Source organism: Bacillus yapensis (genome assembly GCF_005280205.1).
GTDB lineage: Bacteria > Bacillota > Bacilli > Bacillales > Cytobacillaceae > Robertmurraya > Robertmurraya yapensis.
In genome coordinates this window covers 347,711-363,508 of sequence record NZ_SUND01000001.1, presented here as the reverse complement: position 1 = coordinate 363,508, position 15,798 = coordinate 347,711, and the positions used below count along the sequence as shown (strand labels likewise).

Genomic DNA, 15,798 nt, shown 5'->3' with positions numbered 1-15,798 from the left:
ACGATGAAAGAAATGACTGCAAAAGAAGTAGAAACATTTTTAGAAGAAGGCAAGAAACTGAATTTGATCGATGTACGTGAAGTAGCTGAAGTAAAGTCTGGAAAAATACCGGGGGCTGTAAATATTCCTTTAAGCTTACTGGAATTTCGAATGAATGAATTAAATAAATCGACGGAGTATACGATTGTATGTCGTTCAGGGGGTAGAAGTAGTCAGGCTTCACAATTTCTAGAATCTCATGGCTTTCATGTTATCAACATGACTGGTGGAATGCTAGCTTGGGAAGGAAAAGTAGAATAATTTTTGCGAAAAAAAGATACCTACTTAGGGGAGGAATTATTTTGGAAAATGTAAAAGCAAACGAAGTATTAGATGCAAAAGGACTAGCTTGTCCTATGCCGATTGTGAAGACGAAAAAAGTGATGAACAATTTAGAAGCTGGACAGGTGCTTGAGGTTCAAGCAACTGACAGAGGTTCAAAAGCGGATATGAAAGCATGGGCTGAAAGTACAGGACATCAATTTTTAGGAACGATTGAAGATGGAGGAGTACTGAAGCATTATCTCCGCAAGGCATCAAGTGATGAGTCAATCGAGAAAAAACATCCAGATGTCGTGAAAAATGAAGAGCTCGAACAGAGACTTGGAGAAGATGTCACAATTCTAGACGTAAGGGAAAGCGCGGAATATGCCTTTACCCATATTCCAGGGGCCATTTCCATTCCTTTGGGTGAACTAGAAGAAAGAATCGGAGAACTTAGCAAAGAAAAGAACATTTATGTGATTTGTCGAACTGGGAATCGTAGTGATTTGGCTTGCCAATTGCTAGGGAAAAATGGTTTTTCACAGGTCATAAATGTGGTACCAGGCATGAGTCAATGGACGGGAACAGTAACTGGGATAGAAAGCTAATATTTTTTTTTGAATTCGAAAATACCATAGGGGGTAGTAAAGTGACGATAAATGTCATGACATCTGGAGAGGTCACAAAAAAAGTATATAATAGAGAAGAATTATTTATTTTGGATGTTCGTAATCAGAGTGACTTTCAAGATTGGAAAATTGAAGGAGCGAATTTTTCGTATTTAAATATTCCTTATTTTGAATTACTTGACGGTGTTGAAGAAATCCTTGGAGAAATTCCTGCTGATAAAAATATTTTAGTAACCTGTGCTAAGGAAGGTTCATCTGTCATGGTGGCAGAGATGCTTTCAGAAGCTGGCCTAAATGTTTTTTATTTAGAAGGTGGGATGAAGGCTTGGAGTGAACATCTAGAACCTGTAAAAATCGCCGACTTAACGGATGGTGGTCAAATTTATCAATTTGTACGGATTGGAAAAGGCTGCTTGTCCTACATGGTCGTTTCGAACGGTGAAGCTGCACTTATTGATGCCACGCGTATGACGGATGTTTATATCGATTTTGCTAAAAGGATTGGCGCAACCATCAAGCATGTATTTGATACACATCTTCACGCTGACCATATTTCTGGCGGGCGTTCGATTGCTCAAAAGACGGGTGCAACGTATTGGCTCCCTCCAAAAGATGCAACAGAAGTAACGTTTAAATATAGTCCGCTAGAAGATGGAAATGATGTTAGTATTGGTCATACGACCATTCAGATTCAAGCTCTGTATTCACCAGGTCATACAATCGGATCTACTTCTTTTGTAGTCGACCAAAAGTTTTTATTATCCGGTGATATTTTATTTGTGGATTCGATTGGGAGACCAGACCTTGCTGGGAAAGCAGAGGATTGGGTCAGTGATTTAAGAGAAACATTATATTCTCGCTATAAAGAATTATCAGGAGAACTCATCGTATTACCTGCCCATTTTATGATCATTGACGAATTGAACGAAGATGGAAGTGTTTCTGAAAAGCTAGGTACTCTTTTTGAAAAAAATCATGGTCTTAATATTGCGGATGAAAGTAAATTTAGAAGTCTCGTCACAGAAAACTTACCTCCTCAGCCAAATGCTTATCAAGAGATTCGTGAAACGAATATGGGAAAAATCAATCCAGATATAGATAAGCAACGAGAAATGGAAATCGGCCCAAACCGATGTGCCGTACGGTAAGTGAAGGAGGGATTAGAATGGATTCTGCAAAAGTATTAGATGTCAAAGGTTTAGCCTGTCCGATGCCGATTGTGAAGACACGAAAAGTAATTGGAGAACTTGATTCTGGTCAGGTATTAGAAATAGAAATTCATGCAACCGATAAAGGGGCAAAGAATGACCTTGCTGCATGGGCAGCATCAGGCGGACATGAGTTGATACAGCACGAAGAAGAACATGGCGTATTGAAATTTTGGATTAAAAAAGGTTAAAAAATAGGGAAAGCTTTTATTGAAGGTGGAAAAATGGAGATTAGTCTTGCTATTACGCTCTTTTTCATAGGGTTTGTCGGGTCGTTTATTTCGGGGATGCTTGGAATAGGTGGAGCCATTATCAATTTTCCGATGCTATTATATATTCCAGTGGCTTTGGGAGTTGGTCATTTTTCAGCGCATGAGGTTTCGGTCATTACGGCCATTCAAGTGTTTTTTTCAACCATTGGTGGTGTGATTGCCTATCGTAAAAGTGGTTATTTGAATATGAAATTAATTGCGTTTATGGGAATTAGTATTTTAATAGGAAGTTTTATCGGCGGATTTGGTTCGACACACTTAACGGATACGGTCATCAATATTGTGTATGGCATTTTAGCGCTTGTCGCTGTTGTCATGATGTTAATGCCGAAAATGGGCGTAGATGATCTACCTCTTGAACAGGTTGATTTTAACAGAACTCTTGCCGTCATTCTTTCGTTTATAGTCGGAATTGCTGCGGGGATTGTTGGTGCAGGTGGAGCATTTCTCTTAGTGCCGATTATGCTAACGGTATTGAAAATTCCAACTCGAATGACGATCGCATCATCTCTAGCCATAACGCTTATTTCATCAATCGGTTCTATTGCTGGTAAAATTTCCACTGACCATATTGAGATATTTTCGACACTCATCATTGTAGTAGCTAGCTTAATCGGTTCTCCACTAGGAGCGAATACAGGGAAGAAAATAAATACAAAGGTCCTGCAAATGATCATGGGTGTGCTGATATTAGCTACAGCAGTGAAGATCTGGATGGATATTTTAGTATAATAAGAAGGATTCAACAAAAGGAGGAAACGAACTTGATTATCACAGACGCAGCACGTGACGAATTTAAAAAAATGTTCGAAAAAGAGAATGCTAACAACATTCGTATCTTTTTTGATGGCTTTGGCTGAGGGGAGCCAAGGATAGGACTGGCTCTGGATGAGCCAGAAGAAGATGATATTATCGTTGTTATTAATGAAATAAAGGTAGCGATTGACCCTATTATTGAGCCGAATACGGAAGACCTAATGCTCGACCTTAGTGGAAATGGCCAAGGGATTTCGATGATTGGTTCAACGGGAAGATGCTGCTAAGAGAATTCCTTGGATAATATAAAAGGTTATTTTTCTGTTAACTGGGAGTAAAGAAAAAGAAAAGTCGGGTGTATACAATTTTTATAAATTGCTATACCCGGCTTTTTGTTGTTGGTCATATCGAAGGAACTTTGATTGAAAAAGATCCTAATCACGGCTATAATTCAACTATTCAATAAAACACTTGAATAGTGAAAGTGGTGATTTCATATGATTAATGAACGTGATCTGAAAAATTTGTTGTATCAAGAGTTTGCAAGAATAGGCAAAAGTCTTTCTAGCCCGAAGCGATTAGAAATTCTTGATATTTTGTCTCAAGGTCCAAAATCGGTGGAGGCTTTATCAAAAGCAACTGTCATGTCTGTGGCCAATGTATCTCAACATTTACAAACCCTTGCTAATTCAAAATTAGTTAAGTTTCAGAAGAAAGGGAATTACGTCATCTACGAACTCGCAGATTCAGCCATTTTGGATTTTTTAACTTCGCTACATAATTTGGCGGAAAACCAGTTTGCACATATTCAACAAATAAAACAAGAATTCTTAAATGCTAATCTGGGTATGGATGGGGTATCACTTTTAGAACTAAACGAACGGATGGCCAAAGGTGAAGTTATTTTGCTGGATGTGAGACCAATAGAGGAATACGAAGAGGCTCATATTCCTGGTGCAGTTTCTATGCCAATTGAGGAGTTAAAAGAGAAACTCTCTTCTATACCTAGCAATGTTGATGTTGTGGCCTATTGCCGAGGTCGTTATTGTTTAATGTCGGTGGAAGCTGTTGAATTATTAAGAGCTAATGGTGTTAATGCCTTTCGTTTAGAGGAAGGTGTCAATGATTGGAAGATGTTTATAGGTAGATAAAATGAATTTGGGGGAATTAAGATGGCATTAGAATGCGTGGTATTCAACAATGGCTAATCCTAATCACTTAAGCCAAAGTTATGCTGTTTCACAAGAAAATCAAAAAAAGTTATATAAACGTACGCTATTTATTGTAAGTATTTCACAAATATTTGGTGGTGCAGGATTAGCAGCCGGAATTACTGTTGGCGCACTGTTAGCCCAGCAGATGCTTGGGACTGATGCTTATGCTGGACTTCCCTCAGCGCTATTCACATTAGGCTCTGCAGGAGCTGCCCTGTTTGTTGGGAGGTTTTCTCAAAAGTACGGTCGTCGTACAGGCTTAACAGTCGGATTTATGATTGGTGGACTTGGAGCAATAGGAGTCATTATTGCAGCTTTGGTTAATAGTGCTTTTCTGCTGTTTGCTTCTTTATTGATTTATGGTGCAGGGACGGCGACAAATTTACAAGCTCGTTATGCAGGGACGGATTTAGCAAATAATAAACAAAGGGCCACTGCCATTAGTATTACAATGGTTTTTACAACATTTGGTGCTGTTGCTGGTCCAAACTTAGTAAATGTGATGGGGGATTTCGCTCTCGCTATTGGTGTTCCATCACTAGCTGGTCCATTCATTTTATCTGCAGCTGCATATATTTTAGCGGGGCTTGTGCTTTTCGTTATGCTTCGTCCAGATCCATTAGTTATTGCAAGAACAATTGAGTTCTATAAGCAAGAATTGAATCAAAACGGTCAATTTGCAAATGGCGAACAGGTAGGAAACAAAAGAGGAATTTACGTAGGAGCAACGATTATGGCGCTTACTCAAATTGTCATGGTTGCCATTATGACAATGACACCAGTCCATATGAGACATCATGGACATGGCCTTGGTGAGATAGGTCTTGTGATAGGCTTTCATATCGGTTCAATGTATCTTCCTTCATTGATTACTGGAGTCCTTGTTGATAAAATTGGTCGCACTGGGATGGCGATTGCTTCTGGAGTTACGTTATTACTGGCAGGTTTAATCTCCGCAATAGCACCAGGTGATTCTATGTTTTTTCTAATCATAGCTCTTTCTTTACTTGGACTAGGTTGGAATTTTGGTTTAATAAGTGGGACTGCTCTCATCGTTGACTCCACAGAAACTTCAACCAACGCAAAAACTCAAGGTACAGTTGACGTATTAATCGCCTTATCCGGAGCTTCAGGTGGTGCCATGTCTGGAATAATTGTGGCAAATTCAAGTTATCCAATACTATCTCTCGCGGGTGGGATTTTATCATTAATCCTAATTCCAGTTGTATTCTGGGCTCGCGGTAGTAAAAAGTAGATCTTAATTTTGGAAACGGTAGTCAAAGTTGCTACCGTTTTTCTATTGGGATGGCCAAATTATGGTCGCTTTGACCAAGGAGACACAGTTCCAATTATCTTCTGGGCAACTGGATCTTCGATTGTTTCAATAACACCCTGGCAAATTTCTTGATGGGTGAGCCAACGAGAAGAAGCAACCTCTAACACAAATCCTAAAATAACTTCCCTATAGTGAATGTTTGGGTATGCCTTTTTCATGAAATCTTGGTCATTTGATTTCTTTTCGGGGTTTCCATACGCACTACCAAGCAATCGTAAAAAGGTACTATCTGGAGATGACGTATTTTGCAATTCCAATAAAGCTTGCGGAGCATGAGGAGCCGTGCTGTGAATCCAATTTACCGATGTGGTAATGGGACCATACTGTGTAATGGCATGGGAAATCGCTCGAATGAAATCATCCGTATTTGTATAGTCGATCGCTATAGGATTCATGGTACCAGGTAGGTTTTTAAACTCTTGCGCTAGATTCTGCATTTTTGAAAGAGTGCGACCAACGACTGAGACGGCCATACCTTGCACTATAAAAAATTCCACCACACCTTTTAGCATGCCAAAGCCTCCAACAACTAAAACATGTTCTTGTTTCTCCAAACCTCTCACCCTTTCTTACAAATACTCTTCTATATTTTCAAACTTAATTACTTTTGCAACTAAAAAAATGAATCATTAATTAGGTATTATAAAATAGTGTGAAAAGAACTCGAAGACAAGATAATAAGCACATAGATAGCTGTTTTAACGTTCAATCGACGGTCTTTAACATAAGTATCGCATAAATCACCTCTTTAATAATAATCAAAAACGATAAGATTTCTCTATCATAATGGGTACTGATCAGGACTTGGAAATTATTTAGCATGTTAATCATTAAGAAAAAAAGATAATATTTTTTTAGAATTATGGACGCAAAATGACAGATTTAGTCGAATACTCTAGTACAAACCATTAGGGGGAAATTACACATGAAGAATGGGAATTTAAAGAAGTCTATCATTAGCGGTACTCTTACAACGGCACTGGTTTTTTCAATAACAACACCTGCTGCTTTTGCTAACGAGGATTCAACTGTGCAAGAAGACCTTAGCATCACAGAAACAGAAGAGACTGTAACTCCTGTTGAAGAAGTGTCTGATACTGAAACTGAAGAAAATGTGGTAGTGGAAGATGAAACGACGACTGGAGAGACTGGACTAGAAGTAATTGAAGGAACTGAAGATGCAGTAGAGGAAACAGAAGAATCTAAAGATGCAGATACCCAAGAAGATAGTCAAGAAGAGGAACCATCATTAATTCCTGGAGACTTATTCTATTTTGTAAAAATCATGATGGAAAAAGTAAGACTTGCTGTTACGACAGATAATTACAAAGAAGCTCGCCTTTTAGCAGATTTTGCGGCAGAACGTATTGCTGAAGCAAATGCTTTGATTTCTGAAGGTAAGAATGAAGAGGCCGAGGAACTTCTAAAAGAAGCCATTTCAATGCAAGATCTTGCTAGTGAAAATATAGATGGTGAAAAAGAAACAACTACTGAAGAAGAAAGTACAGAAGAGTTAGTAACAGAAAATGAAGGCGATGAAGAAGCTCTTAATGAAGATTTTGTGGAAAACAAACTTGCTCATAACATTGACGCGCTACTTGTTGTATTAGAGAAAATTGAAAATCCGAAAGCTCAACAAGCCATCATAAAAAATATTCAAAAGTCATTCGAAAAACTTGAAAAGAAAGTGGCAAAGATTGAGGAAGCTGATGGTAGATTTGCTGAAAAAATGAAGAACATTCAAGAAAAAGCGGCAAGTGGACAAGTTACTTCTGAAGAAGCAGACCGTGAAATGGCGAAGCTAGAAGAAGAATTAAGAAAGAAAAAGAAAAAAATTGAAGAAGAAGAAGTTCGAGATGTTGAGGAAATAAACAATGAGGTAGTAAAAGTAACTGAAGAGACTATTAATGAAGTACAAACTGGGGAAAAACAAGCTACAACTGTAAAGAAACAAGAAGTGAAGCAACTTGAAGAGGCAAAGAAAGTGGAAGAAAAGGTAAGAGAAGAAGCAAAAAAAGCTGAAGAGAAGGCAAAGGAAACGGCAAAGAAGGCTGAGGAAAAGGTAAAAGAAGAAGCAAAAAAGGCAGAAGAAAAAGCAAAGGAAGTAGCCAAGAAAGCTGAAAAAAAGCAAAAAGAGGATAAATAATAGCAAAGAGTAGGTTAGCCTCCTACTCTTTTTGTCTGTAGAAAATCAGAGGAAGAATAAATAGATTTGCATGGGGAGAGCCTAAAATTAGGCGGTGATCAACTATGAATTTTCCAACCATACATACTAATTTTTGGGACGCCGTCATTGCCATTCCGATTGTGATGGTGTTGACCCAAGTCCTTAAATTGTTCCTTAAGGTTCCGAAAAAATATGTTCCATTAATGGCTCTTATCATCGGTTTATGTATCTCAATTTTTTTTGCCCATCGAGGAGATTTCGTCGCAGGTATATTCATGGGCTACTTTTATGGGTATTCGGCAATTGGAAGCTATGCTTCCTTAAAAACAACGATTCGTTCTTATCGGAACCCTCAGAATTCTGAAAAAGCAGATTACTAACATAGGTATTGAACAAATCCGCTATTCATGGTTTAATTTTTGTATTAACTTTTTATACTTTTTAGTATAAAAACAAATAAGAGGAGAAGCAACATGTTTGTATTGGAAGGAGTTATTCAATTACGGCGGATCAAGGGTTCTGATGTGATGGAGATTGATAATGTGCCGATTGCGAAAGCACTTAGTGATTATAATGGAAAGCAGATAGAGCTTCATGTTGGGGATGCCTCATTTAAAGGGGAAGCTGAAATCTTCTATTTTGAAGGTTCGCAAGCTTATCATAGGGGTATAAAGTACGTAAACGATTTTTTTATTGACGAGTATGATATGATGGAATTTCTGGAGAGGCTGGAAGGTGAGTCTGTTAAGCTAACAATTACAGCGAAGAGCTGAGACTTTTTATAAAACCAGGAGGTGGAACAGCTATGGGAATTGTCATTGTTGACATTTGTGATGCAAGCTTAATCAAGGCACTTGATATTGAAGCGATTTTAGAAGAAGAATATCCGGAGGTTGCAGTGATTGAAAGTAGCTGTCTATCTTTCTGTGGTATGTGTGCAAAACGGCCATACGCTATCGTGAATGGGAAAAAGATTTTTGCAAAAACGGCCGAAGAATGTCTTGAATTAATCAAAAAACAAATTGAAATCGAACTATCGATTTTTGCATAAGCAGCAAGAGGAGGAAGCGTTTTGAAAGAAGATCAAAAAGTATACGACATTACGATTATTGGTGGAGGTCCAGTGGGACTGTTCACAGCATTTTACGGAGGTATGAGACAGCTTTCTGTGAAAATCATTGAGAGTCTTCCACAACTAGGTGGGCAATTGTCTACTTTATATCCGGAAAAATATATTTACGATATAGCTGGATTTCCAAAGGTCCGCGCTCAGGAGCTTGTCGATCGCTTGAAGGAACAAATGTCTATTTTTTCACAAACAGTTGTTTTAGGACAGACTGTCGAAGGGTTAGAAAAAGAGGAAAACGGTAATTTTAAATTAACGACAGGCGAAGAGGTGCACTACACAAAGGCCGTTATTATCACAGCTGGCGTTGGAGCATTCCAACCGCGCCGAATTGAGCTTGAAAATGGGGCACAGTATGAAGGAAAGAATCTGCATTACTTCATTAATGATTTGAACCATTTTGCTGGTAAAAAAGTAGTGGTCTTCGGCGGGGGAGATTCTGCGGTTGACTGGGCTATGATGCTCGAACCTATTGCTGAAAAAGTAACGCTTGTGCACCGTCGTGATAAATTCCGTGCGCATGAACACAGTGTTGAAAACCTTAAGAATTCAATGGTTGAGATTAAGACACCTTATGTTCCTGCTGAATTAATTGGTGACGAAAATCAAATCAACCAAGTTGTGTTGCAACATGTAACGACGGAAGAGAAGGAAACGCTTGATGTCGATGCGGTTATCGTCAATTATGGTTTCGTGTCTGCATTAGGGCCGATTAAGGAATGGGGACTCGATATTGAGAGAAACTCCATTATCGTTAACTCCAAAATGGAAACAAATATCGAAGGCGTTTATGCTGTAGGAGATATTTGTACGTATGAAGGCAAAGTGAAGTTGATCGCAAGTGGATTTGGTGAAGCTCCTGTTGCTATTAATGCAGCTAAGCATTATGTGGACCCAACTGCGAAAAAGCATGTCCCGCATAGTTCGGATTTGTTTAAATAAGATTTAACAATTGCTCCTTAGGCTTAGTGCCGTGGAGCAATTTTTCTAAAGTTCGGATGGAGTTGGTGTTCATGAAGACACAGTTTTGGGAAAACCCGAGAAAAATGTCCGCATGGAGAGTTCATGAAGACACTTTCTCAAGGATCCAGTGAAAGCTGTCCGCATGGAGAGTCCATGAAGACACCTATTATCAGAAACCGGAGAAAGTTGTCCGCATGAAGCGTCCATGAAGACAACTATTACAAGAATCGGATGAAAGCTGTCCGCATGAAGCGTCCATGAAGACAACTATTACAAGAATCGGATGAAAGCTGTCCGCATGAAGCGTCCATGAAGACAACTATTACAAGAATCCGATGAAAGCTGTCCGCATGAGCCAACCATGAAGACAACTTTTATAAAAATCCAGTGAACTCTGTCCTAATGAACATAATATCTCTAGTTTTTATACTTTTTAGTTGAAAAAGTCCGCAAAAGAAAATACAATGAAAAGGTAAACATTACATATTGGGAGGAATTCACATGTCTAAATACGAATTACCAGCATTACCTTATGCAAACAACGCACTTGAGCCACATATCGATGAAACAACAATGATGATCCACCACGATCGTCACCATGCAACTTATGTAAACAACTTAAATGCAGCACTTGAAGGTCACGACGATCTAGCAAGCAAGAGCATTGAGGAATTAATCGCGAACCTTGATGCTGTTCCTGAAAGCATCCGTACAGCTGTACGTAACAATGGTGGCGGTCATGCTAACCACAGCCTATTCTGGACTCTTCTTTCACCAGCAGGTGGCGGAAATCCAACAGGCGAAGTAGCAGAAGCAATTAACGCAGCATTCGGTAGCTTTGATGAGTTCAAAGCTGAATTTGCAAAGGCTGCAGCAGGCCGTTTCGGTTCTGGTTGGGCTTGGTTAGTTGTTGACAATGGTCAACTTGCAATTACTAGCACACCAAACCAAGATAGCCCAGTAATGGAAGGCAAGACTCCAATCCTTGGTCTTGATGTTTGGGAGCATGCTTACTATCTTAACTATCAAAACAGACGCCCTGACTACGTTCAAGCATTCTTCAATGTAGTAAACTGGGATGAAGTGAACAAGCTTTTTGCAGCTGCAAAATAAAGTTATATTATCTTTAAAAAAAGAAATAATAATAAAAAAGACCATTCGGTGCTGGTAACACCAAATGGTCCTGTAACAAAATAGTATCGCTTCAAAAGCGATCAGCGATTAGGACAGAAAACCGCCCAGGCTGGCAAGCTCAAAGGGCGGTTTTACTTTTTTCTAGAAAAAGTATATGCCAAAGCTACAACAGACACGACCAAGCTTGCAAAACCGATCATGAGAGTCAAGCCTTCATATACTGACATCGGCATCATCTCCTTCCCTTTTCGCAAATTTGGCCGAAAAGTTTCAGAATAAGAGATGCCGACCGCCCTTGAACACACTATTTCGTTACTTCTTCATTATTGCCACTTATCCGTTCTTCTAATAAGCGTCCGTTCCATTTTTAGACCTGAATGAGAAATTTACAATGATCATTGCCGTCGGTTTTACAGCTAACACGGCGAACATCTTTCGTACCCAGGACATTCTTAAATAAATTCGTTTCGCATTGACACGCGGTTTTAAATTCATTCGCTACGGCCATAATCGGGCAATTATATTCAATCAATTCAAATGTTTGTGCATCAATTTCTGTGACATCTGCCATATATCCCTTTTCGTTCTGGATATTAGCGATCTCATGTATTTTTTCTTTATTTGTCTTTTTCGCGAGTCTTTTTGTATATTCTGTAGTGAGACGTTCTTCCCGTTTCTGGAATAATTTTTGAATGGAATCCTCTCCATAAAGTTCTTTCATATCTTCTAAAAATTCGAGAGTGAGACCTTCGTAATTTTTCGGGAACAAGTTGTCCCCAGTATCGGTTAGGAGATACATTTGAAGGGGTCTTCCAATCGGTTGTTTGATTTCTTTCGATGAAATGATGTTGTCTTTTTGCAGGCTATCAAGATGTTTTCTGACTGCCATATGAGAAATGCTTAAATGGTCGGTGAGTTCGTTCACTGTGACGGAGCCTTGTCTTTTAAGCAAATCAAGGATTCGCTCTTTCGTTGTGATTTTTGCAGCCAAGAAAAACACCTCGATTCTTTGTAAAATAAAAAGCAGTGCCAAGCACTACTGAACGACGACTATATTGTAGTTAATTATACTAGAAAGTATAAAAAAATAAAAGGTGCAGCGTTTTTGAAAAAAATCATTTTACTCATTTGTTCGGCTTTGCAATTTTTGGGTAAAACTATTCTTAACTACCAAAGGAGGAATACTTTTTATGCAGAAAAAACGGATAGGTTTATTCTTGTTGATAGGAGCACTATTATTCCCAATAACAGCTTGTTCCGAAGAGTCGGAAGAGACTGCTGATGCTGAGAACGGGGAACATGCTGATGGAACAGGCCATAAACATATGGATATGTCTAGCTCAGGAGAAGTTCCAGAAGGATTGAAGGAAGCGGAAAATCCAACATTCGAGGTTGGAAGTAAAGCTGTTATTGAGTCCGATCATATGGCAGGAATGAAGGGAGCAGAGGCGAAAATCGTTGGGGCTTATAGCACTACTGTCTATGCGATTTCTTATATACCGACAAACGGCGGTGACAAGGTCGATAACCATAAATGGGTTATTCATGAAGAGCTGCTCGATGCTGGGGATGAGCTGCTTGCGCCAGGTGAAGAGGCGAAAACAGACGCTTCTCATATGGAAGGAATGGCAGATGCAACGGTGACGATCGATACAGCAGAAGATACGACAGTGTACATGATCGATTTCACAACTGCTGATGGGCAAGTAGTGAAAAATCATAAATGGGTAACGGAGAGCGAACTTTCTCCAATGAAGTGATCTGTCTCAGACTTTGAGGCGGATTTTTTTGTTTGGGTTTAGAGTTCTCTCTATTCAAGTAGTTCTCATTAGTAATAATACGCACGAATATCCGCATTTCTGCATGTTTGCCACACTGAATGCAGAAAAATGAGATTGGTGTGAAGGTTGAGGAGGAGAGGAAGTACACTTGCTAAAATCGACGATCGTGCCTCCCATTCTCTTACCTATTATTGGATCATTCTTAAAAATTGACGTGTTCGTTCTTCCTTTGGTGCAACAAAAATTTCCTCAGGCTCGCCTTTTTCAACGACTACGCCATCCTCCATAAAAATGACCTCATTCGCCACTTCCTTGGCAAAGCGCATTTCATGAGTTACGACAACCATCGTCATGCCTTCTTTAGCAAGGTCCTTCATGACTTTTAGTACTTCGCCGACAAGTTCCGGGTCGAGTGCTGATGTCGGTTCGTCAAACAGTAGGACATTCGGTTCCATCGCTAAGGCACGAGCGATTCCAACACGCTGCTGTTGCCCGCCAGATAACTGAAAAGGGTAATAGTCGATCTTATCGCCAAGACCAACTTTCGATAGTAGGGCTTCAGCTTTTTTTCGAACCGCTTCTCGACCTTCTTTTTTCACTACAAGCGGTCCTTCCATCACGTTTTCCAAAGCTGTTTTATGAGGAAAAAGGTTGTAGCTTTGAAACACCATACCTGTTTGCCTTCTGAACTCAACAATCTCTTTATTGGAAACGTGTCGCGAAAAGTCGAGTATTTTCTCCCCAATCGAGACAACTCCATTTGTCGGCACTTCTAGAATATTTAAGCATCGTAGCAATGTTGTTTTACCAGAACCAGAAGGGCCGATCACAACGACTACTTGGCCTTTTTCAACGGAAAGATCAATTCCTTTTAATACTTCTAATTGATCGAAGCTTTTGGTTAGACCTTGAATGGAAATCATCTTATAAACTCCTTAATTTGCGGTGTATCGATCGAGTCGCGCTTCTAATCGTCCTTGGCCAATCGATAAGATGAAGCATATGATCCAGTAAAGAATGGCTGCTTCCGTATACAATAGCAAGAACTCGTAGTTGGTAGCAGCAATTTCCTGCGCGCGCCTGAACATTTCTGTGACTAGAATAAGCGATGCGAGAGATGTATCTTTTACCAGACTAATAAATGTGTTTGAAAGGGGTGGGACGGAAACTCTTGATGCTTGTGGTAAAATGATTCGCCTCATCGCTTGGGTGTAGGACATGCCGATTGAATATCCCGCCTCCCATTGCCCTTTCGGTATGGATAAAATCGCTGCACGAATGATTTCCGAAGCATAGGCACCGATATTTAATGAAAAGCCAATGACCGCTGAAGGGAAGGGGTCAATCGTTAACCCAAGTGTTGGCAAGCCGTAAAAGATGATGAATAATTGCACTAATAGCGGTGTGCCTCGGATGGCTGAAATATAAATTCGCGCGATAAATTGTAGAATTTTAATCTTCGAAATGCGTGCTAAAGCTGTTAACACGGCTAAAATGAGTCCCAATACAAAGGTAATGAGGGTGAGGGGAATCGTATATAAAATAGCCCCCTCCAGCATCGGCAGGAGGGAACTTTGAGCGATATCGATTAGTCGTTCTAGTCTTTCTGGATCCGAGATAATGCTATTTAAGTACATCTTCACCAAACCATTTCTCAGAAATTTTTAGATAAGTCCCGTCATCAATCATTTCCTTCAGGGCCTTGTTGACTTCTTCTACGAGGGTATCACTATTTTTTCTGAACATGAGGCCACTTTGCGAAGCATCATCGTGTGTGGCCGCGATTTTTACATTGGCATCAGGTCGTTGCTTCAAATAATCGAGTACGGTCAATTTGTCATTAATCGTGACGTCTACACGACCAGAGTTCAGGAGCTCAATAGCTTGGTTAAAGCCTTCCACACCGACAAGTTCTGCTTCATATTGTTTCGCAATGTCACCATAATTGCTTGTTAACGACTGGGCTGATTTTAATCCCTTAATATCCTCGAAACTTTTGATGTCTTCGTTATCCTTTGTGACGACTAAAACCGCTGCTGAAGTAATATAAGGGTCGGAAAAATCATATTTTTCTTGGCGATCCTCGCGAATCCCAACTTGATTGGCGATCATATCAAATCGCTTTGCATCAAGACCGGCAAATATGGCGTCCCATTGGGTTTCTAAAAATTCAGGTTCCACGTCGAGTCTTTTCGCGACTTCTCTAGCAATTTCCACATCGAACCCAGTAAGGTCTCCTTTATCATCATGGAAGGTAAAAGGAGGGTAGGTACCTTCTGTTCCAATTAATAATTTTCCTTCATCTTTTACCTTGGATAGGAGGTCGTCTCCTTTATCTGTTGTTTCCTCTTTTTTAGTTTCATCGTTTTGGTTGTTTCCGCAACTAGTTAAAAAGGTAAGTCCGAAGCATAATAGCAGGATGAAAAATATACGATATTTCTTGGTCACTTTCTCTGCCTCCTCAAATCTTCATATAGGAGTAATCTTCCCAACAAGTAGGGCTTTTATTATGTGTTATTTCGAGGACCCATTTTGCGTTAGACCGATATATTGTGCTGAAGACCGAAATATTTAATTGAAGACCGAAATATTGCAACGAAGACCGATAAAAATTTATAAAGACCGATATCCTGTTTTGGGAGGGACAGCAGGCTAAGGCGTTTCGCCGATATAATTGATTTTTCGCCGATATATCTGGATTTTCGCCGATAAAACCCGAAAACCGCTGATATATTTCAGTTTTCGCCGATAATATCGAATAACCGCCGATATATGGTCGCCAAGCAAGTCAAGCAACCCAAATAACCTACAAAAACAACAAAAACAGCTGAAATACGGCCCACACATACAACTACAAGACCTCCAAAACAACAAAAACCGCCCCATAACTGGGACGGTGCATCAAATTC

General features: G+C 39.6%; 20 protein-coding genes. 14 read left to right on the top strand and 6 right to left on the bottom strand.

Features of this window, described 5'->3' with window-relative positions:
* Nucleotides 1-3 precede the first annotated feature (3 nt).
* From FAR12_RS01790 to FAR12_RS01760, 7 genes are all read left to right on the top strand, one after another.
* A complete protein-coding gene (locus FAR12_RS01790) occupies nucleotides 4-300 on the top strand; it encodes a rhodanese-like domain-containing protein (protein WP_126405542.1) in 297 nt (98 codons plus the stop codon).
* Nucleotides 301-341: 41 nt separating this feature from the next.
* On the top strand, nucleotides 342-911 hold the full coding sequence (locus tag FAR12_RS01785; RefSeq protein WP_126405540.1) for a sulfurtransferase TusA family protein: 570 nt from the start codon (nucleotides 342-344) through the stop codon (nucleotides 909-911).
* Between the two features lie 56 nt (nucleotides 912-967).
* A complete protein-coding gene (locus tag FAR12_RS01780) occupies nucleotides 968-2,080 on the top strand; it encodes an MBL fold metallo-hydrolase (protein WP_170972062.1) in 1,113 nt (370 codons plus the stop codon).
* 17 nt (nucleotides 2,081-2,097) lie between these two features.
* Nucleotides 2,098-2,331 carry a sulfurtransferase TusA family protein gene (locus FAR12_RS01775; RefSeq protein ID WP_126405536.1) on the top strand — a complete coding sequence of 78 codons (234 nt, stop codon included), beginning with the start codon at nucleotides 2,098-2,100 and terminating at the stop codon, nucleotides 2,329-2,331.
* A 33-nt stretch (nucleotides 2,332-2,364) separates the two neighbouring features.
* Nucleotides 2,365-3,144 carry a sulfite exporter TauE/SafE family protein gene (locus tag FAR12_RS01770; protein WP_126405534.1) on the top strand — a complete coding sequence of 260 codons (780 nt, stop codon included), beginning with the start codon at nucleotides 2,365-2,367 and terminating at the stop codon, nucleotides 3,142-3,144.
* A 524-nt stretch (nucleotides 3,145-3,668) separates the two neighbouring features.
* The gene (locus FAR12_RS01765; RefSeq protein WP_126405776.1) at nucleotides 3,669-4,319 is read left to right on the top strand and encodes an ArsR/SmtB family transcription factor; all 651 of its coding nucleotides are present in this window, start codon (nucleotides 3,669-3,671) and stop codon (nucleotides 4,317-4,319) included.
* Between the two features lie 49 nt (nucleotides 4,320-4,368).
* A complete protein-coding gene (locus FAR12_RS01760; protein WP_126405532.1) occupies nucleotides 4,369-5,637 on the top strand; it encodes an MFS transporter in 1,269 nt (422 codons plus the stop codon).
* Nucleotides 5,638-5,696: 59 nt separating this feature from the next.
* On the opposite strand, the gene FAR12_RS01755 is transcribed toward FAR12_RS01760, so the two are convergent.
* A complete protein-coding gene (locus FAR12_RS01755; protein ID WP_126405530.1) occupies nucleotides 5,697-6,272 on the bottom strand; it encodes an SDR family NAD(P)-dependent oxidoreductase in 576 nt (191 codons plus the stop codon).
* Nucleotides 6,273-6,643: 371 nt separating this feature from the next.
* On the opposite strand from FAR12_RS01755, the gene FAR12_RS01750 reads away from it, so the two are divergent.
* The 6 genes from FAR12_RS01750 (at nucleotide 6,644) to FAR12_RS01725 (ending at nucleotide 11,087) form a co-directional block, all read left to right on the top strand.
* Nucleotides 6,644-7,864, top strand: coding sequence for a DUF5667 domain-containing protein (locus FAR12_RS01750; RefSeq protein ID WP_126405528.1), 1,221 nt, complete (start codon nucleotides 6,644-6,646; stop codon nucleotides 7,862-7,864).
* Between the two features lie 104 nt (nucleotides 7,865-7,968).
* Nucleotides 7,969-8,265: a hypothetical protein gene (locus tag FAR12_RS01745; protein WP_126405526.1), complete on the top strand. Its 297-nt coding sequence runs from the start codon at nucleotides 7,969-7,971 to the stop codon at nucleotides 8,263-8,265.
* 93 nt (nucleotides 8,266-8,358) lie between these two features.
* A complete protein-coding gene (locus tag FAR12_RS01740; RefSeq protein ID WP_126405524.1) occupies nucleotides 8,359-8,658 on the top strand; it encodes a hypothetical protein in 300 nt (99 codons plus the stop codon).
* Nucleotides 8,659-8,690: 32 nt separating this feature from the next.
* A complete protein-coding gene (locus FAR12_RS01735) occupies nucleotides 8,691-8,936 on the top strand; it encodes a YuzB family protein (RefSeq protein WP_126405522.1) in 246 nt (81 codons plus the stop codon).
* Nucleotides 8,937-8,957: 21 nt separating this feature from the next.
* Complete coding sequence (locus tag FAR12_RS01730; RefSeq protein WP_126405520.1) at nucleotides 8,958-9,953, top strand: NAD(P)/FAD-dependent oxidoreductase; 996 nt, start codon at nucleotides 8,958-8,960, stop codon at nucleotides 9,951-9,953.
* 522 nt (nucleotides 9,954-10,475) lie between these two features.
* Nucleotides 10,476-11,087, top strand: a complete 612-nt coding sequence (locus FAR12_RS01725; RefSeq protein WP_126405519.1) for a superoxide dismutase — start codon at nucleotides 10,476-10,478, stop codon at nucleotides 11,085-11,087.
* A 152-nt stretch (nucleotides 11,088-11,239) separates the two neighbouring features.
* Here FAR12_RS01725 and FAR12_RS23735 read toward each other — a convergent pair whose 3' ends face one another.
* Nucleotides 11,240-11,335 carry a putative holin-like toxin gene (locus FAR12_RS23735; protein WP_221767325.1) on the bottom strand — a complete coding sequence of 32 codons (96 nt, stop codon included), beginning with the start codon at nucleotides 11,333-11,335 and terminating at the stop codon, nucleotides 11,240-11,242.
* Between the two features lie 140 nt (nucleotides 11,336-11,475).
* The gene (locus tag FAR12_RS01720) at nucleotides 11,476-12,099 is read right to left on the bottom strand and encodes a helix-turn-helix transcriptional regulator (protein ID WP_126405517.1); all 624 of its coding nucleotides are present in this window, start codon (nucleotides 12,097-12,099) and stop codon (nucleotides 11,476-11,478) included.
* A 199-nt stretch (nucleotides 12,100-12,298) separates the two neighbouring features.
* On the opposite strand from FAR12_RS01720, the gene FAR12_RS01715 reads away from it, so the two are divergent.
* A complete protein-coding gene (locus FAR12_RS01715; RefSeq protein ID WP_126405515.1) occupies nucleotides 12,299-12,868 on the top strand; it encodes a YdhK family protein in 570 nt (189 codons plus the stop codon).
* 209 nt (nucleotides 12,869-13,077) lie between these two features.
* On the opposite strand, the gene FAR12_RS01710 is transcribed toward FAR12_RS01715, so the two are convergent.
* From FAR12_RS01710 to FAR12_RS01700, 3 genes are read right to left on the bottom strand one after another with little or no spacing between them, the layout of a single operon-like run.
* Nucleotides 13,078-13,812, bottom strand: a complete 735-nt coding sequence (locus tag FAR12_RS01710; RefSeq protein ID WP_126405513.1) for an amino acid ABC transporter ATP-binding protein — start codon at nucleotides 13,810-13,812, stop codon at nucleotides 13,078-13,080.
* 12 nt (nucleotides 13,813-13,824) lie between these two features.
* Entirely contained in the window at nucleotides 13,825-14,526 is a 702-nt protein-coding gene (locus tag FAR12_RS01705; protein ID WP_126405772.1) for an amino acid ABC transporter permease, read from the bottom strand.
* Entirely contained in the window at nucleotides 14,513-15,337 is an 825-nt protein-coding gene (locus FAR12_RS01700) for an amino acid ABC transporter substrate-binding protein (RefSeq protein WP_246010272.1), read from the bottom strand. Before FAR12_RS01700 ends, FAR12_RS01705 begins: the two co-directional genes overlap by 14 nt.
* Nucleotides 15,338-15,798: the final 461 nt, after the last annotated feature.